Source organism: Streptomyces fagopyri (genome assembly GCF_009498275.1).
Lineage (GTDB): Bacteria > Actinomycetota > Actinomycetes > Streptomycetales > Streptomycetaceae > Streptomyces > Streptomyces fagopyri.
Genome location: NZ_CP045643.1, coordinates 4,659,463 through 4,680,186 on the forward strand (window position 1 = coordinate 4,659,463; position 20,724 = coordinate 4,680,186).

Annotated in this window: 18 protein-coding genes; 6 read left to right on the top strand and 12 right to left on the bottom strand. The window is 71.2% G+C overall.

Annotation, left to right across the window (positions count from 1 at the left end; translation table 11 throughout):
• Nucleotides 1-200: 200 nt before the first annotated feature.
• Both GFH48_RS20000 and GFH48_RS20005 read right to left on the bottom strand, forming a co-directional pair.
• A complete protein-coding gene (locus tag GFH48_RS20000) occupies nucleotides 201-1,631 on the bottom strand; it encodes a DUF2252 domain-containing protein (RefSeq protein WP_228120741.1) in 1,431 nt (476 codons plus the stop codon).
• 210 nt (nucleotides 1,632-1,841) lie between these two features.
• Nucleotides 1,842-2,213 carry a winged helix-turn-helix transcriptional regulator gene (locus GFH48_RS20005; RefSeq protein WP_153289567.1) on the bottom strand — a complete coding sequence of 124 codons (372 nt, stop codon included), beginning with the start codon at nucleotides 2,211-2,213 and terminating at the stop codon, nucleotides 1,842-1,844.
• Between the two features lie 136 nt (nucleotides 2,214-2,349).
• Between GFH48_RS20005 and GFH48_RS20010 the strand changes: the two genes are divergently transcribed.
• Nucleotides 2,350-3,003, top strand: coding sequence for an FMN-dependent NADH-azoreductase (locus GFH48_RS20010; protein WP_153289568.1), 654 nt, complete (start codon nucleotides 2,350-2,352; stop codon nucleotides 3,001-3,003).
• A 538-nt stretch (nucleotides 3,004-3,541) separates the two neighbouring features.
• Here the strand turns inward: GFH48_RS20010 and GFH48_RS20015 are convergent.
• Both GFH48_RS20015 and GFH48_RS20020 read right to left on the bottom strand, forming a co-directional pair.
• On the bottom strand, nucleotides 3,542-4,384 hold the full coding sequence (locus GFH48_RS20015; protein ID WP_153289569.1) for an NmrA family NAD(P)-binding protein: 843 nt from the start codon (nucleotides 4,382-4,384) through the stop codon (nucleotides 3,542-3,544).
• A gap of 383 nt (nucleotides 4,385-4,767) precedes the next feature.
• Nucleotides 4,768-5,901, bottom strand: a complete 1,134-nt coding sequence (locus tag GFH48_RS20020) for a helix-turn-helix transcriptional regulator (protein ID WP_153289570.1) — start codon at nucleotides 5,899-5,901, stop codon at nucleotides 4,768-4,770.
• A gap of 215 nt (nucleotides 5,902-6,116) precedes the next feature.
• Between GFH48_RS20020 and GFH48_RS20025 the strand changes: the two genes are divergently transcribed.
• Nucleotides 6,117-6,764, top strand: a complete 648-nt coding sequence (locus tag GFH48_RS20025; RefSeq protein ID WP_153289571.1) for a TIGR03086 family metal-binding protein — start codon at nucleotides 6,117-6,119, stop codon at nucleotides 6,762-6,764.
• A 280-nt stretch (nucleotides 6,765-7,044) separates the two neighbouring features.
• On the opposite strand, the gene GFH48_RS20030 is transcribed toward GFH48_RS20025, so the two are convergent.
• The 5 genes from GFH48_RS20030 to GFH48_RS20050 form a co-directional block, all read right to left on the bottom strand.
• Nucleotides 7,045-8,559, bottom strand: coding sequence for an FAD-dependent oxidoreductase (locus GFH48_RS20030; protein ID WP_153289572.1), 1,515 nt, complete (start codon nucleotides 8,557-8,559; stop codon nucleotides 7,045-7,047).
• Between the two features lie 252 nt (nucleotides 8,560-8,811).
• On the bottom strand, nucleotides 8,812-10,512 hold the full coding sequence (locus tag GFH48_RS20035; protein WP_153289573.1) for an NAD(P)/FAD-dependent oxidoreductase: 1,701 nt from the start codon (nucleotides 10,510-10,512) through the stop codon (nucleotides 8,812-8,814).
• Between the two features lie 149 nt (nucleotides 10,513-10,661).
• A complete protein-coding gene (locus GFH48_RS20040) occupies nucleotides 10,662-12,134 on the bottom strand; it encodes an FAD-dependent monooxygenase (RefSeq protein WP_153289574.1) in 1,473 nt (490 codons plus the stop codon).
• A 222-nt stretch (nucleotides 12,135-12,356) separates the two neighbouring features.
• The gene (locus GFH48_RS20045) at nucleotides 12,357-12,752 is read right to left on the bottom strand and encodes a pyridoxamine 5'-phosphate oxidase family protein (RefSeq protein WP_153289575.1); all 396 of its coding nucleotides are present in this window, start codon (nucleotides 12,750-12,752) and stop codon (nucleotides 12,357-12,359) included.
• Nucleotides 12,753-12,771: 19 nt separating this feature from the next.
• Nucleotides 12,772-14,262: an MFS transporter gene (locus tag GFH48_RS20050; protein WP_153289576.1), complete on the bottom strand. Its 1,491-nt coding sequence runs from the start codon at nucleotides 14,260-14,262 to the stop codon at nucleotides 12,772-12,774.
• A 326-nt stretch (nucleotides 14,263-14,588) separates the two neighbouring features.
• Between GFH48_RS20050 and GFH48_RS20055 the strand changes: the two genes are divergently transcribed.
• The gene (locus GFH48_RS20055; RefSeq protein ID WP_153293019.1) at nucleotides 14,589-14,942 is read left to right on the top strand and encodes a winged helix-turn-helix transcriptional regulator; all 354 of its coding nucleotides are present in this window, start codon (nucleotides 14,589-14,591) and stop codon (nucleotides 14,940-14,942) included.
• A gap of 43 nt (nucleotides 14,943-14,985) precedes the next feature.
• Here GFH48_RS20055 and GFH48_RS20060 read toward each other — a convergent pair whose 3' ends face one another.
• The 3 genes from GFH48_RS20060 to GFH48_RS20070 form a co-directional block, all read right to left on the bottom strand.
• Nucleotides 14,986-15,522: a flavin reductase family protein gene (locus GFH48_RS20060; RefSeq protein ID WP_228120743.1), complete on the bottom strand. Its 537-nt coding sequence runs from the start codon at nucleotides 15,520-15,522 to the stop codon at nucleotides 14,986-14,988.
• A 272-nt stretch (nucleotides 15,523-15,794) separates the two neighbouring features.
• Nucleotides 15,795-17,147, bottom strand: coding sequence for a cation:proton antiporter (locus tag GFH48_RS20065; protein ID WP_153289577.1), 1,353 nt, complete (start codon nucleotides 17,145-17,147; stop codon nucleotides 15,795-15,797).
• The gene (locus GFH48_RS20070) at nucleotides 17,144-17,593 is read right to left on the bottom strand and encodes a nuclear transport factor 2 family protein (protein ID WP_153289578.1); all 450 of its coding nucleotides are present in this window, start codon (nucleotides 17,591-17,593) and stop codon (nucleotides 17,144-17,146) included. Before GFH48_RS20070 ends, GFH48_RS20065 begins: the two co-directional genes overlap by 4 nt.
• A gap of 213 nt (nucleotides 17,594-17,806) precedes the next feature.
• Between GFH48_RS20070 and GFH48_RS20075 the strand changes: the two genes are divergently transcribed.
• The 3 genes from GFH48_RS20075 (at nucleotide 17,807) to GFH48_RS20085 (ending at nucleotide 20,608) form a co-directional block, all read left to right on the top strand.
• The gene (locus GFH48_RS20075) at nucleotides 17,807-18,502 is read left to right on the top strand and encodes an antibiotic biosynthesis monooxygenase family protein (protein ID WP_153289579.1); all 696 of its coding nucleotides are present in this window, start codon (nucleotides 17,807-17,809) and stop codon (nucleotides 18,500-18,502) included.
• A 295-nt stretch (nucleotides 18,503-18,797) separates the two neighbouring features.
• Nucleotides 18,798-19,805 (top strand): aromatase/cyclase, encoded by a 1,008-nt coding sequence (locus GFH48_RS20080; RefSeq protein ID WP_153289580.1) that lies wholly within the window; start codon nucleotides 18,798-18,800, stop codon nucleotides 19,803-19,805.
• Entirely contained in the window at nucleotides 19,802-20,608 is an 807-nt protein-coding gene (locus GFH48_RS20085; protein ID WP_153289581.1) for a 4'-phosphopantetheinyl transferase family protein, read from the top strand. The genes GFH48_RS20080 and GFH48_RS20085 overlap by 4 nt, the downstream gene beginning before the upstream one ends.
• Nucleotides 20,609-20,724 lie beyond the last annotated feature (116 nt).

The window sequence follows — 20,724 nt, forward strand, 5'->3', positions numbered from 1 at the left end:
CGGACTGGGGATCCCCAGCATCCTGGGACCGGGCATCCTCGGCCTCGATGCGGTCGGACTGGCTGTGCTCGGCTTCCGGGGTCGTCACCCGCCCAGCGTAGGCCACGCCTCGCCGGGCTCACCCGGAACCACCGACTGAGGCCGCCCGCTCCCCCGGCCACGCCGCGGCACCGTGAGAACCTCCGGGTCCGCTTCCTCTCTCAGACCCCCTGCTCCGCCGCGATCCGCCCGTCCCGGACGGCCGCCACCAGGGCCGCGTGGTCCGCCTCCGTGCGGTCCGCGTAGGCCACGGCGAACGCGGCGACGGCCTCGTCGAGTTCCTCGTTCTTTCCGCAGTAGCCGGCGACGAGGCGGGGGTCGGCGCTGTGTGTGTGGGCGCGGGCGAGGAGCGCGCCGGTCATGCGGGCGTAGTCGTCCAGCTGGTCGACGGCGAGCGCGGCGGGGTCGACGCTGCCCTTGCGGTTGCGGAACTGGCGTACCTGGAAGGCCCGGCCCTCGACGGTGGTCCAGCCGAGCAGGATGTCGCTGACGACCTGCATGCGCTTCTGGCCGAGGACGACACGGCGGCCCTCGTGCGACACGTCGGGTACGGCGTGACCGGCTGTCGCCAGGTGCGGCAGCAGCGCCGAGGCGCGGGCCTCCTTCATCTGCAGGACGAGGGGTTCGCCGCGATGGTCCAGGAGCAGCACGACGTACGAACGCATGCCGACGCTGCCGGTGCCGACGATGCGGAAGGCGACGTCGTGCACCGCGTACCGGGCGAGGAGGGGGAGGCGGTCCTCCGAGACCGTCGTCAGGTACTGCTCCAGCGAGGCCGCGACCGCCGCCGCCTCCGCGTCGGGCACCCGGCGCAGCACCGGCGCCGCGTCGACGAAGCGCCGTCCGCCACCCTCGACCGCCGCGGTCGATCTGGCGGCGAAGCGTCCGCTGGTGTTGGCCCGCGCCTTCTCCGAGACCCGCTCCAGGGTGCCGAGCAGGTCATGGGCGTCGGTGTGGGAGACGAGCTCCTCGTCCGCGATGGCGTTCCACGCGTCCAGCACCGGGAGCTTGGCGAGCAGGCGCATCGTGCGCCGGTAGGAACCGACCGCGTCGTGGGCGGCCTCGCGGCAGGTGTCCTCGTCCGCACCCGTCTCCCGGCCGGCGAGCACGAGCGAGGCGGCGAGTCGCTTGAGGTCCCACTCCCAGGGGCCGCGCACCGTCTCGTCGAAGTCGTTCAGATCGATGACCAGGCCGCCGCGCGCGTCGCCGTACAGGCCGAAGTTCGCCGCGTGGGCGTCACCACAGATCTGGGCGTCGATGCCGGTCATGGGCGTGCGCGCGAGGTCGTACGCCATCAGGCCGGCCGAACCGCGCAGGAAGGCGAAGGGGGTGGCGGCCATCCTGCCGACCCTTATCGGCGTGAGCTCGGGGATTCTGCCGCGGTTGGACGCCTCGACCTCTCTCACGACGTCCGGCCGGTCGGCGTCGGGGGTCAGCTCGGCGTGCGCGGCGCGCGGCACCCGGGCGCGGAGCGCCTTGCCCTTCTCCTTGGGCGAGCCCTGCACGGGCCAGCCCGCGAACCCCGGTACCGCGAAGACTCCGGAAACCCTGGGCGCCTGCAGCGCCTCAGCCCTTGTACCCAGCTCGGTCATGGCGACCGCCTCCCCCGCACACACGAACATCAACTCGTGATGACCGTACAGCCGGTGGCCGAAACGCGTCAGACCCTGTGGACAACTCCCCGCCTGTGGACGACCACCCCACGCGGGAACCGTCCGCCGGTCCCCCCGATGCCGTCCCGAGCCTCCGCGAACCCTTCCCGAAGCCTCTGAGAACCGCTCCCTATCCGCGCTCGGGACGGCTCACTTCCTGAGCTCGGAGGGGCACTGCGGGCTTCCCGGCAGATGCTTCTCCGCCCAGCTCCCCAGTTCCAGCAGCGCGGGCTCCAGCGCGGAGCCGGCCTCCGTCAGGCCGTACGAGACCCGCAGCGGGGGGCCCTCGTCGACGTCACGCACGACGAGTCCGGCCGCGCCGAGTTCGGTGAGGCGGTCGGAGAGCATCCGCTCGCTGATGCCGGGGATCGCGCGGCGCAGGTCGGCGAAGTGGACGGGGTGCGGCAGGAGCACGGCCACGATCAGGCCCGTCCAGCGCTTGCCGAACAGCTGGAAGACCCGGGCCATGCCGTCGTCGACCTTCTGGCAAGGCCCTACGTCGTGTGCTCCCACCTCTGGCATGACTCAAGAGTACTGCGTTCTTTTTGGGGGATGAAAAAAAGTAAGTAGCTGTGTTATCTCTAGTCGAGTACAAAAAAGAAGCCCCCGGGGATCCGTCCCGTCGGGCTCGATCCGCCGCACCCTTTGGAGATCCCCCATGGCCACCCTCCTCCACATCGACTCGTCCGTGTTCCCGGGCTCCGCCTCCACCTCGCGCACCGTGACCGACGCGTTCCGCAAGGCCTGGGAGGAGCAGCACCCGCAGGGCACCGTGATCTACCGTGACCTCGCCGCGACGCCGGCTCCGCACATCACGGCCGACGCCCACACCGCCGGCTTCGCCCCGGCGGACGCGCACACCCCGGAGCAGGCCGCCGCCTTCGCCGAGCGTGTGAAGTTCATCGAGGAGCTGGAGCGGGCCGACGCGATCCTGATCGGCGCGCCGATGTACAACTACGCGATCCCGTCGACCCTCAAGGCATGGCTGGACAACGTGATCCTCGTGGGCCGCACCGCCATGGCCGAGGACTCGAAGGTCAAGGGCACCCCGGTCACGGTCATCGCGAGCCGCGGTGGTTCGTACGCGCCGGGCACTCCCCGCGAGGGCTTCGAGTACGTGCAGAACTACCTGGAGGCCATCCTGCGCGACACCCTCGGCCTCGATCTCGACTTCATCGTCCCGGAGCTCACGATGGCCCCGCACAACCCCGCGATGTCCGAGCTGGTCCCGCTCTTCGAGGCGTCCCGCACCAAGGCGCTCGACGCCGCCGCCATCAGGGCCAAGGAGCTGGCGGACCGTTTCGCCGCGTGACCCCTCGGGGTGACGTGCGGTGGCCCCGCGGGCTCTGTGCCCGCGGGGCCGCCGTCGTGCGTGACCGCGCTCCTTGGTGACCGCCACCTCTGCGTGACCGCCACCTCTGCGTGACCGCCACCTCTGCGTGACCGCCGCCGATCGTGACCATCGCCGGCCTGCATAGTCGCCGTCCTCCGTAGTCGCGTCCTCCGTAGTCGCCGTCCTCCGTAGTCGCGTCCTCCGTAGTCGCCGTCGCTCCGGGTCGCGGTCGTTCGTGATCGACGGCGTTCGTGATCGACGGCGTTCGTGATCGACGGCGGATCAGGACCGCCGTCGGTCCTGATCCGCCGTCGGCCATGGACCGCCGGACGCCTGCTGCCGCGGGGGATGAGTCGCAGCAGGCGTCCGGCGGCGGTACGGGGGAGACGGGGGAGGGTGACAAGAAGGGAACCAGGAACCAGAGGGACCGGGAGGGACGGGGGGATGAGAAGGATCGGAGAGAACAGAGGGGAGGGACGGGCCGGGGGGCCGGGAAGACCGGCGGGGCCCCGGTGGGCTACTTGAAGGCCGGCAGGCTTCGGGCGACCCAGCCGGAGAAGGGTGTGGCGGGCCGGGACAGGATCTTCTCCACGTCGGGGCTGACCCGCTGTTCGGCGGGGAGCGGCTCGCCGAGGATGTCCAGGGTGCCGGGGATGACCTCCTCGGGCATGAACTGCGCCATGTGGGCGTGGGCGGCCTCGCGGGTCAGTTCCACGAAGGTCACCTCCTCGCCGATCGCCTCCGTGATCACCTCGGCCTGACGACGCGGAGTGATGGCTTCGGGGCCGGTCAGTTCATAGGTACGGCCGGCGTGCCCGTCCTCGCGCAGCACCACCGCGGCGGCCGCGGCGATGTCCGCCGGGTCGACGACCGGCAGTGCCACGTCACCGAAGGGGGCGAAGACCGTACGGTCGGCGCGCACCGACTCCGCCCACGCGAAGGCGTTGGAGGCGAAACCGCCCGCGCGCAGAATGGTGAAGTCCAGGCCGGAACCGCGCACGGCCTCCTCGAACTCGCGCAGCCTGCCGTGCGAGGCGACACCGGGACGGGTGGCGTTGATCTGCGAGGAGAGCAGGACGACCCGCTCGACCCCGGCGTCCTTGGCCGCTGTCAGCAGCTCGGTGGCGGCCTCACCGTGGCCGAGCAGTTCGCCCGCCAGCAGGATGAAGAACGCGTCGGCGCCTTCGAGGACCGGCCGCATGCTCCGCGCGTTCCCGAGGTCGGCCTGGGCGTGCCGGACACCCTCGGCCGGGGAGGGCAGCGGGCGGCGCGAGACCGCCACGACCTGCTCCCCCGCCTCGGTCAGCGCCTCGATCAGCGGACGCCCGACGTTTCCGGTGGCTCCGGTGACGACAATCATGAAACAGCTCCCTAGTGCGTTGATACGTGGTCATCGGTCATCGGTCGGTCAGCCGACCGGCGGTCGGTCAGCCGGTGGTCATCGACCGGCAGTCGTCAGTCGTCATCGGCAGTCGGCAGTCGGCAACCGACCGTCGCCGGTCGGCAGTCCGCCGACCCGCCGTCGCCGACCGGCCGTCGTCATGCGCCGGCCATCAGCCGGTATTCGCCATCCAGGACCGCCGGTGTTCGTCATCCAGGACGGCCCGCGGTCGTCATCCGGAACGGCCGGCGGTCGTCGGACAGCCGCCGGTCGGGCGGCGTACCCGGCCGGTCGCGCGGCAGGTGGGACACGCGGTCGCTCGGTCGTCATGGGTGACGACCGGTCGGGACAGCGGCCGGTTCTCAGCGGTTCGCAGCCATGACCGGAACGCTAGCATCGTGAACATAGTAGGTACCTAGAGGAAAGCGACTATCCCTTCGCGGGTCGTCCTGCCCGCCGTACACGGCGGTGAGCGACCGCCCGAGACGTACGAGCGACTCGCGCGCCTCGGGAGGGTCGAGCACCTCGATCCGGGCGCCGAGGCCCGCGAGCTGGGCGGCCAGTACCTCCACCGAGGGACCGTCGGCGGTGAAGGCGACCCGGCCGTCGGGCTGGACCTCGCCGGTGCGGAGCCGGCCGCCGAGCAGTTGGCGCAGCACCGGCAGGGCGTCCGGGTCGGCATGGGCCCGTACGCTCGCGGCGGACAGCCGTTGCTCCACCTCGGACACCAGTTCCCGCCACGCGGCGGCGAGTTCGAACCCCTCCGGACGCAGCACCGGCGCGCCGGTCGGCTCCACGGAGGTGACGCGGCTGAGCCGGAAGGTGCGCAGCCCCTCCCCGGTCCCCGCCACCAGATACCAACGGCCGGCCTTGGACACCAGCCCGAGCGGATCCACCGTCCGCTCACCGGCCGCCCGCTCACCGGCCGCCCGCTCACCGATCACCCGCTCACCGGCCGCCCGCTCGACCGGCCACCGCCGGCCAGGGCCGTCGTCCCCCAAGTCCCCTTCAGCCGTGGCTCGGTCGGCGTACGCGTACCCCAACAGGACCTGCCGGCCGTCCAGTACCGCCCGTTCCAGGGCATGCCGGTGGGGTCCGCTGCCGCCCGCCGTACGTGACCAGTCGAGACCGTCGACGAGAATGGCCTTGGAGGCGGCCTCGGCATGCGGTCGCATGGGCGCGGGCACGGCACGCATCAACTTGCGCAGCGCCGCCCGCAGTTCGGGAGAGGCCGACAAAGGCCCCGCGGCCAGGAACAGCGCCCCGATCTCCCGCGAGGTGAAACCGGTCAGATCGGTGCGGGCGCCGCCGACCAGGCTCCACCCGCCGCCCCTGCCCCGCTGCGAGTAGACGGGCACGCCGGCGCTGGTGAGCGCCTCCAGGTCGCGGCGCGCGGTGCGCTCGGACACCTCCAGCTCCTCGGCCACCTCGCGCACGGTCACCCGGCCGCGCGCCTGGAGCAGCAGCAGGGTCGCCACCAGACGGTCGGCCTTCACGACCCGCCCCCTTCGCCGCCACCGAGCGAGCCCCCTTCACGACCCGCCCCGTTCGCCGCCGAAAGGCCCTTTTCGACCATGGCCGACCGCCCCCGGCACGGTGAACTCTGCTGGTATTCAGGCTGTTTTGAGCCACTCCATACATTTTCGGCACCATTGAATACGGCTTCGGTAATAGGCCACAAGATGACCTCTTTGACGTCGACGATGAGCGCATGACTCACGACACGACTGACGACACGACTCCCGACACGACCCGGACCGCGAAGCCCGCCGCCTCCGCCGCGGCCCCGCCCACCGACCCTCGTGGCGGCCTGTTCAAGGCCGTCGAACTGACCGGGCTCACGCTCGCCGCGCTCCGACCCGAGCAGTACGACACCGTCACCCCGTGTCCCGACTACACGGTCCGCGACATGGCCAACCACGTGGTGTCGGTGCTGCGCCGGGTCGCGGTCCTGGGCGCCGGCGGCTCCTTCATGAGCGTTCCGCACTTCGCCGAGGACGTCGCCGACGGTGACTGGGCCAAGGCCTGGGCCGAGGCGACGCGGGAGTTCGACGCCGTCTGGCGGGACCCCGCCGTGCTGGGCCGCCAGATCGGTCTGCCCTGGGGCCCGGTCCCCGGTGCGGTCGCCTCGGTGATCTACACCAACGAGTTCGTGCTGCACGCCTGGGACCTGGCCAAGGCTTCCGGCCAGAGCCCCGAGTGGGACCCGGAGATGCTCGCCGCGCCGCTGGCGTCCATGCACCGGGCCGTGCCCGCGGAACCCCGCGGCGGCCAGGTGCCGTTCGGACCGGTGGTGGAGGTGCACGAGAACGCTCCCGACATCGACAGGCTGGTGGGCTGGTACGGCCGCCGTCCCTGACGGGCGACGGAGCGGACCACCGGGCGGGTGGTCCGTCGAGCGGGCGGACCACCGGGCGGGGCGGACCGTCGAGCGGGCGGACCATCCAGCAGGTGGCCCGCCGAGCGGCTGGGCGGACGGGCCAGCGGGCGGGCGGGCCGCCGGACACCCGTCCGGCGGCCCCTCACAGTCCGCGGTGTCACTGAGAAAACCCGGGTCAGCGGAGCCACCCGGGCCACGGGAACCCGGAGCACGGGGACCCGGAGCACGGGGACCCGGAGGTGGCGGAACGCCCGTCGCCTCAGGCCCCGATTCCCTGGGCGAACCTGAAGTACCGGTGCGGGTCGTACTTGGCCTTCACGACCGACAGCCGGGCGTAGTTCTCGGCGTAGTAGGACTGCCGCCAGTCCGTCAGCTCCGCGTCCATCCAGTTCTGGTACGTCTCGCCGTTCGACAGCGGGTCGATCGTGGCGAACCCGTTGTCGATCCAGCCCGTCGCCACGCTCCTGGCCTCCGCGGTCACCTGCGCCGGGTCGTTGACGAGGACCCGGTAGTTGACGGAGAAGAGCGAGTCGCGGTGCACGTACGCCGTGTCGGTGCGGGCCGGGTCGTTGGCCGCCCCGCCGAAGAAGTGCAGGTCGAGATAGCGGGCCTGGCCGGCCCTGCGGTCGGCGTCGAAGGCGGTCAGCACGTCCGCCCAGCCGCTCTGCGCGTACGGTGCGCTGCCCATCCGGGTCCGCTCCAGGCCGAAGGCGGGCCGCGTCAGCACACCGTTCGGGGACTTCCCCGCGCGCTGGCACTGGTCCTCGGTCAGCGTCCCGCACCCGAAGATCATCATCATGACCTGCTGGTACGTCATGACCGCGTCCTGGCGGGCCGTCACCGCGCCGGTGAGCGACAGCAGCCGCGCGGACTCCGAGGCCAGTTCGGCCGGGGTGCCGCGGGAGGCGAGGAAGACGTTGAGCGCCGGTACGGTGCCGGGCGCGGCGTCGGCCTGGACGAGATAGGCGCCGCCGCCGATCGTGCGGGGCGCGTCGACCAGCCACTGCCCGACGCCGTGCAGCACGTCGGCGGCACGGTCGTACGGGAAGATCAGGTTGCTGATCGCCATCTGGTCGCCCTCGTGCGGGGTGACCGTGAAGCGCGTGACGACGCCGAAGTTGCCGCCACCGCCGCCGCGGATCGCCCAGAACAGGTCGGAGTGGCTGGTCGGCGACGCGGTGACCACCCGGCCGTCGGCGAGGACCACCTCGGCCGAGGTGACCGCGTCGCACGCCATGCCCAGCGGGCGGGTCAGGAATCCGAAGCCGCCGCCCTGGAGGAACCCGCCGGCCGACACGGTCGGGCAGCCGCCCTCGCTGACCACCAGGCCGTGCGGGGCGAGGGCGTCGAGTATCTCGACGTTCTTGGCGCCGGGGCCGATGTCGACCGTGCCGTTGCCCACGGTGATCGCGTTCAGCCGCGAGACGTCGATGATCAGGCCGGGCGTCGTCGAGTAGCCCGCGAAGCTGTGGCCGCCGCTGCGGACGGCGGACGGCAGGCCGTAGGTCTGGGCGAAGCACAGGGCGGCGGAGACGTCGGCGGAGCTGACGCAGTACGCGACGGCCCGCGGGTTGACGGCGTCGAACTGGCCGAGTTCCAGTTGCTTGGCCACGGCGTAAGCGGAGTCGGTGGGCAGCACCAGGCGGCCCTGGAGCTTGCCCGCGAGGGTGCTCCAGGGGGTGGTGCCGGAGCCGGCGAGAACGGGGCTGGTGGGCAGGACGGCCAGGCCGACGGCGGCGGATCCCGCACCGATCAGTGCTCTACGAGTGATCACGGATGTCCCAAGGGTTCTAGGAGACGGTGGTTGCCAGTGGGGGGAGGAAGAACCGGAGAGGCGGAAACCCCGGGTGGGGCCGGAGGGATGGGAGGGATGGGAGGGGCCGGAGCGGCCCGCGCGGCCGTGGGGGCCGGAACCCGGGAGAGGCCTCGGGCTCGGGGAAGGGACGGCGCCGGGCCCACGGGGGGAGGGTGGGCCCGGCGCCGCGTCCGGGGGGAGGGGCTCGGCGGGGCGAGGGGCCGGCCGGGGTCAGGAGACCTTGCGGCCCTTCATGCCCTGCTTGACCACTCCGGCGAGCATCGAACGGCCGAGGTCGCGCATCTCCTTGGGTCCGGAGGTGCTCGCCCACCACATGAACTTCACCATCGTGGGCGTGGTGGCCCGGAAGAACCGGAGGTCCTCGGGGCCCTTCCAGCCGAACGGGGTGTTGACCGACTCGCAGTCGCGGATCGCCTCGAAGACGATGTCCGCGGCCTTGTCACCGTCGATCTCGCCGGCCTCGTACCGCTCGCAGGTCTCGGCCGTGATGTCGAAGAGGATCTTGAAGGCGTGGCTGTCCGGCCACCACAGTCCGGTGTACGGCGCCTTCTCCATCTCCTTGAAGTGCCGGTCGTCACCGTCGAGCTGGAAGTTCTGGCGCGCCATGATCTGCCGCATGGTGGCCGGGGTGGTGAAGCAGGCCCAGACCCGGAACACCGCGTTCCACAGCCGGAAGTGGCTGAAGGCGATGTAGGAGCTGTTGACGATCTTGTCGTTGTACTCCAGGAGCCCCTGCTCCAGTCGCTCGACGTACTCGAAGCGCTCCTCGGTGAAGTCGTTCTCGCGCAGGGCGTCCAGGACCCGGTGGGCGAGCGCGTCGACGACCTCGAAGGTGTTGGACAGGCCGCGCGAGTACAGCGGGTCGATGAAGCCGGCCGCGTGCGACATCAGGCACCAGCGCGCGCCGATGGTCCGCTTGGAGGAGTACTGGATCCGGTCGGTGGAGACCCACTCGCGGATCCGCTTGGCGCCGTCGAACTGCCGCTTCACCGCCGGGTACATGTCCAGGTAGTGGTTGAACTCCTGGTCCGGCGTCATGTCCTTCGGCTTCGGGTACAGCCGCTCGTCGAAGGTCAGACCGACACTGCAGGCCGGGTTCTTGGAGTCCTTGTAGTTGTCGAACGGGATGATCCAGAACCAGCCGCGCTCGATGAGGTGGTGCAGGGTGCCGCCGTGGAAGGGCGACTCGGCGGGCGGCCGGAGCGCGTCCGGGTAGTTGCACACGTCGTCGTACGGCTTGATCCCCACGTAGTGCGTGAAGAGCGAGCGGGCGTGGTGCTTGTGCCGGGGCGGGTTCTCGCGCAGGTCGAACTTCTGCGCGAGCGGGGAGCGGAAGCCGCTCGCGTCGATGAGGTACTTGGCGCGGAAGACCTCGCCGTTCTTCCCGGTGACCGTGACGCCGTCGTCGTCGACGTCCAGGTCGGTGGCGAACCAGTTCTGGCGGAGCGTGCAGCCGTACTTGGCCGCGACGTTCAGGTAGTACGAATCGGTGTCCTGGCGGAAGAGGTGCACCGCCTCGGTGAGCATCTTCGGGATGACGAACATGGTCGCCTCGGCCGGGTTGGGCTCGCTGTTCGGCCGGTGCGTGACGAAGCCGAAGCTCTGCTTGCGGCCGTGGGTCGGGCCGATGTGCTCGGTGACCGCCTTCACGTCCAGCATGTGCTTGATCTCGGGAACGTCGTAGCGCACGGCCAGAATGTGCAGCCACTCGACGAGCTGCGGGTTCTGGGACTCGCCGACGGCGAACCGGGGGTGCTGCCCGGCGTCGATGAGCACCACGTCGGCGCCCTGGCGGGCCAGGATCGCTCCCATGATCGAGCCCGCGAGGCCCGACCCCAGGATGGCTACGTCGCATTCGGTCCACTCGGCGGCCTTGTCGGCCTTCTTCGCTTCCTCAGCCTTGGTGGGCAAGACCGCACTCCTCTTTCTCGTTTCACGGACGGATCGGATGGGTGGCGCGCGTCCTACGGGGGGTCGGGGTCGACCGGTCGGGGGGCGGGTGGTTCGAGCGGCTTCGCCGGGATCCGGTGGTTCGGGCGGCGCCGCGGAGATCCAGTGCTTCAGGCGGCGCGGGGCCGGCCGAACCACCGCGCGAGCGCGTCGGTCAGTCCCTCGGCGGACCCGTCGGCGCCGACCCAGGCGACGTAGCCGTCGGGGCGTACGAGGAGGTCCGCAGCCGGGGCTCCGGCGTCGGGCCGCGTCGCGGTGACGATGTCGACGCGGTCGGCCCAGCCGGCCGCGGCCTCGCGCAGCGCGGCGCTGTCGTGCAGGTCGAACAGGACCGGACGGCCCGCGTGCAGCTGCTCGTAGGTGGTGGTCCTGTCGTCACCGACCAGCAGGTCCTGGTCGGGCAGCCGGCGGCCGAGCAGCGGGTGGCCGCCCTCGACGGCCCCGTAGGTGATGTCGAGGCCGGTGACCAGACCGACGAGGTGACGCCGTACGTCCTCGATCCGGACCAGTTCGGCGAACAGGTCGCGCAGCGGCTGGGCCTCGGGGCCGCCGAGGTAGAGGGTGCGCTGGACAAGGGTGTTGTGGACGATGCGGGCGCCGACCGGGTGGCGCTCGGAGTGGTACGTGTCGAGCAGGCCCGCGGGGGCGTGGCCCTTGACGGCCGCGGCGAGCTTCCAGCCCAGGTTGACCACGTCGCCGACGCCCGCGCTGATGCCCTGGGCGCCGATCGGCAGGTGGATGTGGGCGGCGTCGCCGGCCAGGAAGACCCGGCCCTTGCGGTACTCGGCGGCGTGCCGGCTGGCGTCGGTGAAGTAACTGGTCCACAGCGGCCGGGCGCCGCTGATGTCCTCGCCCGTGACCCGCTGGAAGGCGGCGGCCACCTCCTCGAAGGTGGGCGGCTCCTGGGTGGGACGGACGCCCGCGCCGCGCTCGAAGACCACCACGCGGGTGGCGCCCGGGCCGAGCGGCAGGACGACGACCATGCCGGCCTCGCCGACCTCGCCGGTGGGCCGCAGCCGCAGCTGGACACCGGCGACGTCGGCCATCTTCATCTCGATGGTGGCGCTGACCCCGGGGAAGTCGATCCCGGCCAGCCGGCGGACGGTGCTGCGGGCGCCGTCGCAGCCGACGACGTACGCGGCGCGCAGGGTCTCCACTCCCTCGGGCCCCGCGACCTCGACCCGGACGCCGTCGTCGTCCTGCGTCATGCCGATGACCTCGTGGCCCCGGCGGACGTCGGCTCCCAGGCCCACGGCCCATTTGTCGATGATCGCCTCGGTGCGCGACTGCGGGACTCCGCGGACACCGAAATTGCCGCCCTCGACAATGCGGTAGTCGATCGGAAGTCCACCGAAATGGCCGCCGGGTATGGTCTCCAGCGGACCGAATTCCCCGAGCAGTCCACGCTGGCCGAATTCCTCGATCGTGCGGGCCGAGAACCCCAGGGCGCGGGACTGCTGCATCGGCTGTTCCAGCCGGTCGAGCACGATGACCGAGAGACCCGAGAGGCGGAGTTCCCCCGCGAGCATGAGCCCCGAGGGTCCTGCACCGGCAACGATCACATCGGCATTGAAAGCGTCCATATTCCCTCTCCCGCTGGCGTTTTCTCCAGTATTCCGAGGGCTCCCGGGAAGCTGAATGGCCGCCGGTACAGAGCTCTGACAAGTTCTGACAAGTTCGTCAGGGGCGCGGCAGCTACTGCGCGGTACCGGGTGCGTACTACAGGGGGAGCATGCGAGAGGGTGCCGGAAGTGTCCTCCGGCACCCTCTCGTCCGCCCGCTTCTTCCGGGTTCACCCCCCGGGTTCAGTACAGGCCCATCACCCGGTCCACCGCGATCTCGATGACCGCGAGGCCCGGCGGCTGCGGCGGCTGGGACCAGTACCGCTTGGCGTAGCGGCGCATCCCCTCCACCACCCGGGGCGGGTCGGTGGAGACGGTCGCCGGGCCCTCCAGGGTGATCCAGCGTGGCCCCACCAGCTGGCACACGGCGGCCCGGCCGCCGGCCGCGGCCAGCAGGTTGCGGGACTTGCGGCGGTGCACGGTGGTCATCACCCGGGCCAGGCCCGCCTCGCCGTCCCAGGTGAACCGTACGGGCGCCACGTGCGGTGTGCCGTCCGGGCGCAGGGTGGTCAGGGTGCACAGGGCGTTCTCGGCGAGGAACTCCTCCGCCGCGGCGGAGAGGGGCAGTTGCTTGGACATGGCCGGGTCCGTTCTTCCGTCAGGCGTGCGCGGGCACGGCCGCGGACTGCTCGGAGGACTTGGTCAGCGGCAGCAGCACCAGGGTCACCAGGAAGGCGGCCGCGGCGAAGCAGGCACCGACGAGGAACGCGTCGTGGAAGACGGTCGTACGGGCGTCCTGGACCAGGGCCGGGACGCCGTGGGCCTTGGCCGTCAGCTCGTCGACGCGGCGGAAGGCGTAGGTCGCCGCGACGGCCAGGCCGAGCGCGCCGCCGACTTCCTGGGCGGTGTTGATGAGGCCGGCGGCCAGACCCGACTCGCGCTCCTCGATCCCGGCGAACGCCGAGACCTGGAGCGGGACGAAGGACATGCCGAGCCCGAGGCCCATGAGGACGAAGGCGGGCAGCACGTCCGTCAGGTACGAGGCGTCGGACGGGGTGCGCCACAGGAGCATCATGCCGGTCGCGGCGAGCGCGAGACCGACCAGCAGGACGGGCTTGGCCGCGACCTTGGTGACGACCTGGGAGGCGATGCCGGCGCCGACGGCGGTGAGCACCGCGAGCGGCACGTACGCGAAGCCGGTCTTGACGGCGGAGTAGTCCAGGACCTGCTGCATGAAGAGGCTGGCGAAGAAGAACAGGGTCACGCAGGTGCCGAGCAGCAGGACGGCGATGACGTTCGCGGCGCGCAGTGAGGGGCGGCGGAAGACGCCGAGCGGCATCAGCGGCTCCTTGGCGCGGCGTTCGATCAGGACGAAGGAGACGAGCAGGAGCGCGGAGAGGACGAAGCCGCCGACGACCCGGCCGGTCGGGACGTCGGAGTCGGAGACGGTCTGGCCGAGGGTGAAGATCAGCGCGACCAGGCCACCGGTGAGGGTGACGGCACCGGCCACGTCGAAGGACCGGCTGCGTTCGTCGGAGCGGCTCTCGCCGACGACCATCGGGGCGACCAGGGCGCCGATGATGCCGATCGGCACGTTGATGAAGAAGATCCAGCGCCAGCCGGGACCGTCGGTGAGCAGACCGCCGAGGGTGACACCGGCGACGGCGGCGAGACCGCTGAGCGCGCCCCAGGCGCCGAGCGCCTTGTTGCGGGCCGGGCCCTCCTCGAAGTTGTTGGTCAGCAGGCTGAGCGCGGCGGTGGCGATGAACGCGGCACCCAGGCCCTGCGCGCCACGGGCGCCGATCAGCATCGCGGCGTTCTGGGCGACCCCGGCGAGCAGGGAGGCGCCGGCGAACAGGAGCAGGCCGGTCTGGAGCATCCGGCGGCGGCCGAGGGTGTCGGCGAGGCGGCCGGTCAGCAGCAGGAAGCCGCCGAGGAGCATGCCGTAGGTGGTGACCACGTACTGCAGCGCGGTCGTGGAGATGTTGAGCTCGTCCTCGATGGTCGGCAGGGCGACGTTCACGATCGAGACGTCGAGGAAGGTCATGAAGCCGGCCAGGCAGAGGAAGGCCAGGATGAGTCCGGGGCGGCGGACCGGCCCGGAGTCGCCCGCCACCGCGGGGTTGTGGGTGGACTCTTGGATGGACATGTCACTCCCTAGGAGCATGAGGATTCTCGGACGGGGACGTGCGGGGAGGTGCGGTTATCGCTGGCTTCTCGGAAGCTAGCATCCTGAGTAAAGTAGGTACCTAGAGGAAAGCGACTTCCCGGAAGGTGATGATCGGCATGAAGAGCACCGCGGCCAGGAACGACAGCGCGGCGACCGGGGACGCCCGGACCGTGGGCGCCCGAACCGTGCGCGACAGGTCCGTGGGCGACAGGTCCGTGGGCGACGGCGCCGTCGCGGACGCCGCCTCGGGCCCGGCCGGGCCCGAGGCCGCGCACGCGGCCGCGGCCGGTTCCCGGCAGCCGTGTCTGATCGAACCGGTCCTCGACATCGTGTTCAGCCGCTGGACCACGCCGATCCTGTGGACGCTCAACGCCTTCGGCACCCAGCGCTTCGTGGAGCTTCAGCGCAACATCGGCACCATCACGCCGAAGGTGCTGACACAGCGGCTGCGTCAGCTGGAGCGCGACGGACTGGTGATCCGCACGTACTTCCCCGAGGTACCGCCCCGGGTGGAGTACCAGATCAGCGACCTGGGGCGGACCCTGGCGCCGTTGTTCGCCTCGCTCACGGACTGGTCGACGGTCCACCTGCCGCTGGTGGAGCAGGCGCGCCAGGAGTTCGACACGGCGGAGGAGCAGGCCGCGGCCCGTCACCACTGAGTCCGGCCAGCCCGTCGCGGCGCCGCCCGAGTCCCTCACCGGGTCACCGGCCCGGCAGGACCCGGTCGTCACCGAGTTCCCGCATGGCGCCCTGGAAGAAGATCAGCGGGTCCTCCTCCCCGGCGGGAGCGCCGAGCGAGACGACCTCGCCGAGCAGGATGGTGTGGTCGCCGCCGTCGTACTCGGCGGCCAGCCGGCACTCCAGGTGGGCCAGCGCCTCACTGAGCACCGGCAGATCGTGGACCGACCGGTGGTGCGGGACCTCCTCGATCCGGGCGGTCCGCCGGCCGGCGAACGCCCAGGCCACCGGCTCCTGCCGCTGCGTCAGGAAGTTCACGACGAAGCCGCCGGACTCCTGGACCACCGGCAGCAGCCGGGAGTTGTCGTGCAGGCAGATGAGCACCAGCGCCGGCTCCAGGGAGACCGAGGTGAAGGAGTTCACCGTGGCGCCCGCGGCGTTCTCGCCGCCGCCCGAGGTGATGACCGTGACACCGGTGGCGAAGTGTCCGCACACGGTGCGCAGCACACGGCCGTCGACCGGACCGAGCTGCTCGGGGATGGCTTGCGAAACGGGTATCACGACAGCCCTCTCGTTCTCGGATGCGGGTTACGGGTTACGGGTTACGGGGGTACGCGCACGGTTCGGACCGGGCGCGCGGGATGCAGGTGTGGGCGGGGTCGGTCGGACGGGGTCGGGCGGACGGGGTCGGGCGGACGGGGACCTCTGCGGTCCGCGCATCCGGGCCGCGTGCGGGGGAGGCGGACGCACGGAGGTCGGGCGGCCGGCGGTCGGAACCCGGCAGTCGGCGTGTCGCAGACGCGGCGGCCGGAGTCGCGGCGGCCGGTCGGACCTCAGCCGCGTGGGCGTATGAAGTCCACGGCGGCTTCCGGGCCGTACGGGTCCGGTTCCCCGGACACCTCCGGCACCTTCGACGCCTCGGACACACCGGTCTCCGCCGGACGGCGCCGGGACAGCAGCGGTCCCGCCATCGCCGTCGTCACGAGGGCCATGATCACGAGCATGGTGAACATGCGTCCGTCGAGCACGCCCAGGCTCACCGCGGCGTTGAGGATGATGAGTTCGGTCAGACCCCGGGTGTTCATCAGCAGCCCCAGGTCCTTCGCCTCCCGCCAGGAGAACCCGGCCAGCCGAGCCGGGAGGATCGCGCCGACCAGCTTGCCGGTGCAGGCCACCACGATGATCGCGACGAGCGCGACGAGGTCGCCGGAGGTCAGCGCGCCGAGGTCCACGCCGAGCCCGGTGACGATGAAGAAGACCGGGAGCAGTACGACGCTGACGTGGTCCATGGGCTTGCGCAGATGCTCCGCCAGGACCATCGCGGGCTCACGGGGCATCACGAACCCGAACAGGAAGGCCCCGAAGATGGCGTGGATGCCGATCCACGTGGTCAGCCAGGCCGAGGTCAGGGCGCCCGCGCAGAGCACCGCGAGCAACGCGGACCAGCGCTCGGTGGCGGCCCAGCGCCAGACCAGACGGGCCACCAGCGGCCGCACGACCAGCAGCATCCCCGCGACGTAGGCCGCGCTCCACAGCCCGATGCGGCCGAGGTCCGCGTAGTTGCCGTTCGCCGTGACCAGGGCGGAGACATACGCCAGCAGGCACCAGGCGAGCAGGTCGTCGATGGCCGCGCTGGCCAGCGAGAGGGAGCCGGCCCGGGTGTCCAGCAGCTTGTTCTCGGTGAGGATGCGCGCGAGCACCGGGAAGGCGGTCACCGACATCGCGGTGCCGATGAAGGTGGCGAAGGCGACGAAGGAGATGTGATGCCCGGCCACGGTGGCGTGCTCGTCGTACAGGAACGGGGCGAGCGCCACACCCAGGCCGAACGCCATCGCGATCGACGACAGCGAGACACCCGCGGCAAGCCGGGCGTGCGGCCGGATCAGCCGCTTCTCGAACTCCCAGCCGACGACGAACATGAACAGGATCAGGCCGACCTGGGAGACCGCGGACAGCAACGGCCGCACGTCGACGGGGAAGAGACGCTCGGTCAGGTTCCCCGGCAGCAGGCCGAGAACACTGGGGCCGAGCAGGATGCCCGCGGTGATCTCACCGACCACCACCGGCTGGCGCAGCTTCTGCGCCAGCCGGCCGAGCGCGGCGCCCGCCACGAGCACCACCCCGATGTCGGCGAGCATCACCGCGAGCTTCATGTCCTGGGCGCTTGCCGCCGCGAGCGTCGTCATCGGGGCTCCTGTGCTCGGGGCGGGGTGCCGCGGCTCCACAGCACGCGGAAGGCCAGCGAGGAGAGCCGCCAGCCCTCGGCGGTACGGCGGGCCTCACCGGTGGCGAGGGTGCCGACCTGGAACAGGGGCTCGTCCGCCGCACCGGGATGGTGGGCATGCGTCGAGACGAGGTTCGCGCGCAGCGTGGCCCGCTCGCCGTCGTCGTCGTCGAGGGCGACGAGCGCCGGTGAACCCAGGTGCTGGGTGGCGGCGAAGGCCGTCAGCGCGTCACGGTGGTAACCGGCGAGTCCTTCGAGACCCTCGTGCCGGCTCATGGGGAACTCGACCAGGGCGTCCTTCGTGAAGAGCCCCCGCGCCCACGCGTCGTCGAGTTCGTCGTCGTCGAGACCGATGAGGTACCGGTCCAGGAGAGTGGATATCTCTGATTCTTCCGGGCCTGGCTGCATTACCCGAGCATGGCGCCCGCGCCAATCGGTGACCAAGGCCGTTTTTCACAGCTCTGACGAAGTTGCGAAAGTTCTGACACCCCCCTCGAACAATTGACAAATGAGCGGTCATTCCTGAACCGCGGAGCCTTTCACAGGGGCGGATCCGCTTGCCATGCTGCATTCGTACCTCCATTCGCAACTCACCTTTCCTCGAACGGAAGAGACGAGAGAATGCCGAAGATCGCAGCCGATGGTCAGCACCTGACCGTTCTCAACCTGTTCTCGACCGACGCCGCCGAGAAGCAGGTCAAGCTGCTCGCCGCGATGCGCCAGATCGTCGACACGGCGGCCTATGAGGGCTGGATGTCCAGCACGGTGCACGCCGGGCAGGACAAGCCGGGAACGGCCAACTTCATCCAGTGGCGCAGCACCGAGGACCTGGAGAGCCGTTACGCGGGCGAGGAATTCAAGCACCGCACCCTGCCGCTCTTCGGCGAGATCACCACCTCGATCCGTCTGCTCCAGAACGAGATCGCCTTCACCCAGCAGAAGCCGGAACTGGGCGGCGTCACGGAGATCTCCCCGGACCGCGACGACTACACGTCCATCGAGCTGTTCGGTGTGCTGCCGGCCGACCAGGAGGACCTGATCGACGCCCTGGGCGAGTCCCAGACGTGGCTGGTCGACGTCCCTGGCTACCGCACCCACACGGTGCTGCGCGGTCTGCGCGCCCGCGGTCTCGACGGCAAGTTCGTCGTCGTCTACTCCCAGTGGGACAGCAAGGAGGCGTACGACGCCTTCCGTTCGGTGCCGCAGGGCGAGCGCTCGCCGGAGCGCCAGAAGGTCGACGCCCGCGTGGCCGCGCTCCAGACCTGGCAGGACGAGAACACCTACCGGGTCGTGCACACCCGCGCCGCGGGCGAGTGAGCCGCCCGGTCGCGGGCCGGGCGGGCGGTGACCGGCCCGCGACCGGGTCCTGACAGCACGTCATCGCACGACAGGAGCCAACCGCCGGTTTCACGTGAAACAACGCCCTTCCGTGCCGCACGGCAGAAGGACGTCCACCAAGATCGCGCACGGACGCGCGCACCTGGGCGCGTTCCCGCCCTCACTGGCCGGCCGCTGCCGGGAATTCCCCCACCCGGCAGCGGCTTTTCCGTCCGGCACCGTTCCCGGCCCGCCCCGTCCGCGCGCACCACACCAGGACGAGGAGACAGTAAGCATGGAGCACCCGGGCATGCGCCAAGTCGCGCACGAGATCAACATCGCGGTCCCTGCGGACACGGTCCACCGATTGATCGCCGAGGTGGAGAACTGGCCCCGGATCTTCCCCTCGGTCATCCACGTCGCGCACGAAGAAGCCCCCGAGGGCGAGGAGCGACTGCTGATCTGGGAAGCCGCGCCGACCGCGGAGAGCGCACCGTCCGCGGAGAGCGGACCGACGGCGGAGGGCGGGCCGTCCGCGGACGGCGGGCCGCGCAGCCGGCCCCTGCGCCGGATCGTCGAACCCGCCGCACTGCGGGTCAACTTCCAGCACCTGGTCACCGAGGCCCCCGTCGCCGGGATCGGCGGCGCCTGGCTTGTCGAACCACTGGGGGAGAACGCCTCCCGGGTGCGGCTGCTGCACGAGTTCCGGGCCGAGGGCGACGCCCCCGGCGCACTGGACAGGATCGGTGCCGAGGTCGACCGCGACGCCCGCGCGCAGCTCGCGGCGCTGAAGGAGAACGCCGAACGTGATGTCGCCGACGCGGGGCTGACGTTCTCCTTCGAGGACACCGTCCTGGTCGACGGGTCGGTGAAGGACGTGTACGCCTTCATCAACGAGGCGAACCTGTGGTCCGAACGCCTGCCCCACGTCGCCACCGTCCGCCTGCACGAGGACACCCCCGGCCTGCAGACCCTGGAAATGGACACCCGCGCCAAGGACGGCTCCCTCCACACCACCAAGTCCTACCGCGTGACCTTCCCCCACCAGCACATCGCCTACAAACAGGTCACCCTCCCCGCACTCATGACCCTCCACACCGGCCACTGGACCTTCACCGACACCGACGAAGGCGTCACCGCCACCTCCCAGCACACCGTCACCCTCAACACCGACAACATCACAACCGTCCTCGGACCCGACGCCACCCTCACCGACGCCCGCACCTACGTCCACACCGCCCTCTCCACCAACAGCCGCGCCACCCTCAACCACGCCAAAGCCCACGCGGAAGGCCGCCGTTGACCCCGGCGGTGCGCCGGCTCGCCGTGCCGCGGGGGGAGCTGGACGTGTGGCTGCTGCCACCGCCCGACTCACCGCGTGATGTCCCGTACGACGAGCTCGACGCGTACGAGCGAGGGAGGGCCGACTCCTACCGCCGGCCCGACGACCGCCAGATGTACGCCGCGGCGCATGTGGGACTGCGCCGGGTCCTGGCCGGATACACCGGTATCGAACCGAGCCGGCTCCACCTCGCCGGCGAACGGCACAAGGGCAACGGTGAACGGCACGGCCGGCCGGCGGTGCTCGGGGTGCCCGGCGGCGCCCCCCAGTTCTCGCTCTCGCACAGCCACGGTCTGGCGATCGTGGTGGTGGCCGAGGCACGGGTGGGCGCCGACGTGCAGCGGCTGCCGTCGGCCGAGACCGTCGAGGTGTGTCTGCCGGCGCTGCACCCCTCCGAACGGGAGGAGCTCGGGAAGCTGCCCGAGCACGAGCGGACCATGGCCTTCGGGCGGCTGTGGACACGGAAGGAGGCGTATCTCAAGGGCCTGGGCACCGGGCTGACGCGAGGCGCCGACCTCGACTACCTCGGCGAGGCCGGACTCGCCGAACGGCCGACGGGCTGGGTGGTGGGCAACCTTCCGCTCTGTTCCACCCATATCGCCGCGGTCGCCCTGGCCGGTGCCGGGGACCGGCCCGTCGCCGTCCGCGCGGTGCCGACCGCGTATCTGTACGCGCCGAACGCGGTCGCACGCCTCGTCCAGATGGAACCGGGGCTGCGTTCCATGCTCCGGGATCCCGCCGAGCACGGGGACCTCGAACGCTGAGACAGCGCCCCGCGGGACACGGACCTCCCCGTGACCGGCCACCACCGGTCCGCGGACCGTCCCGGTCCCGCACCGCCGAAGGGCCGGAGAGTTCCTGGGAACTCTCCGGCCCTTCG

Coding starts and splice junctions, on each gene's coding strand:
- GFH48_RS20015 (WP_153289569.1), bottom strand. CDS start 4,384: ATGATTGTCGTCACCGGAGCCACCGGAAACGTCGGGCGTCCGCTGATC.
- GFH48_RS20050 (WP_153289576.1), bottom strand. CDS start 14,262: ATGTCCATCCAAGAGTCCACCCACAACCCCGCGGTGGCGGGCGACTCC.
- GFH48_RS20080 (WP_153289580.1), top strand. CDS start 18,798: ATGGAGCACCCGGGCATGCGCCAAGTCGCGCACGAGATCAACATCGCG.
- GFH48_RS20010 (WP_153289568.1), top strand. CDS start 2,350: ATGGCCACCCTCCTCCACATCGACTCGTCCGTGTTCCCGGGCTCCGCC.
- GFH48_RS20065 (WP_153289577.1), bottom strand. CDS start 17,147: ATGACGACGCTCGCGGCGGCAAGCGCCCAGGACATGAAGCTCGCGGTG.
- GFH48_RS20075 (WP_153289579.1), top strand. CDS start 17,807: ATGCCGAAGATCGCAGCCGATGGTCAGCACCTGACCGTTCTCAACCTG.
- GFH48_RS20005 (WP_153289567.1), bottom strand. CDS start 2,213: ATGCCAGAGGTGGGAGCACACGACGTAGGGCCTTGCCAGAAGGTCGAC.
- GFH48_RS20045 (WP_153289575.1), bottom strand. CDS start 12,752: ATGTCCAAGCAACTGCCCCTCTCCGCCGCGGCGGAGGAGTTCCTCGCC.
- GFH48_RS20040 (WP_153289574.1), bottom strand. CDS start 12,134: ATGGACGCTTTCAATGCCGATGTGATCGTTGCCGGTGCAGGACCCTCG.
- GFH48_RS20070 (WP_153289578.1), bottom strand. CDS start 17,593: ATGCAGCCAGGCCCGGAAGAATCAGAGATATCCACTCTCCTGGACCGG.
- GFH48_RS20000 (WP_228120741.1), bottom strand. CDS start 1,631: ATGACCGAGCTGGGTACAAGGGCTGAGGCGCTGCAGGCGCCCAGGGTT.
- GFH48_RS20025 (WP_153289571.1), top strand. CDS start 6,117: ATGACTCACGACACGACTGACGACACGACTCCCGACACGACCCGGACC.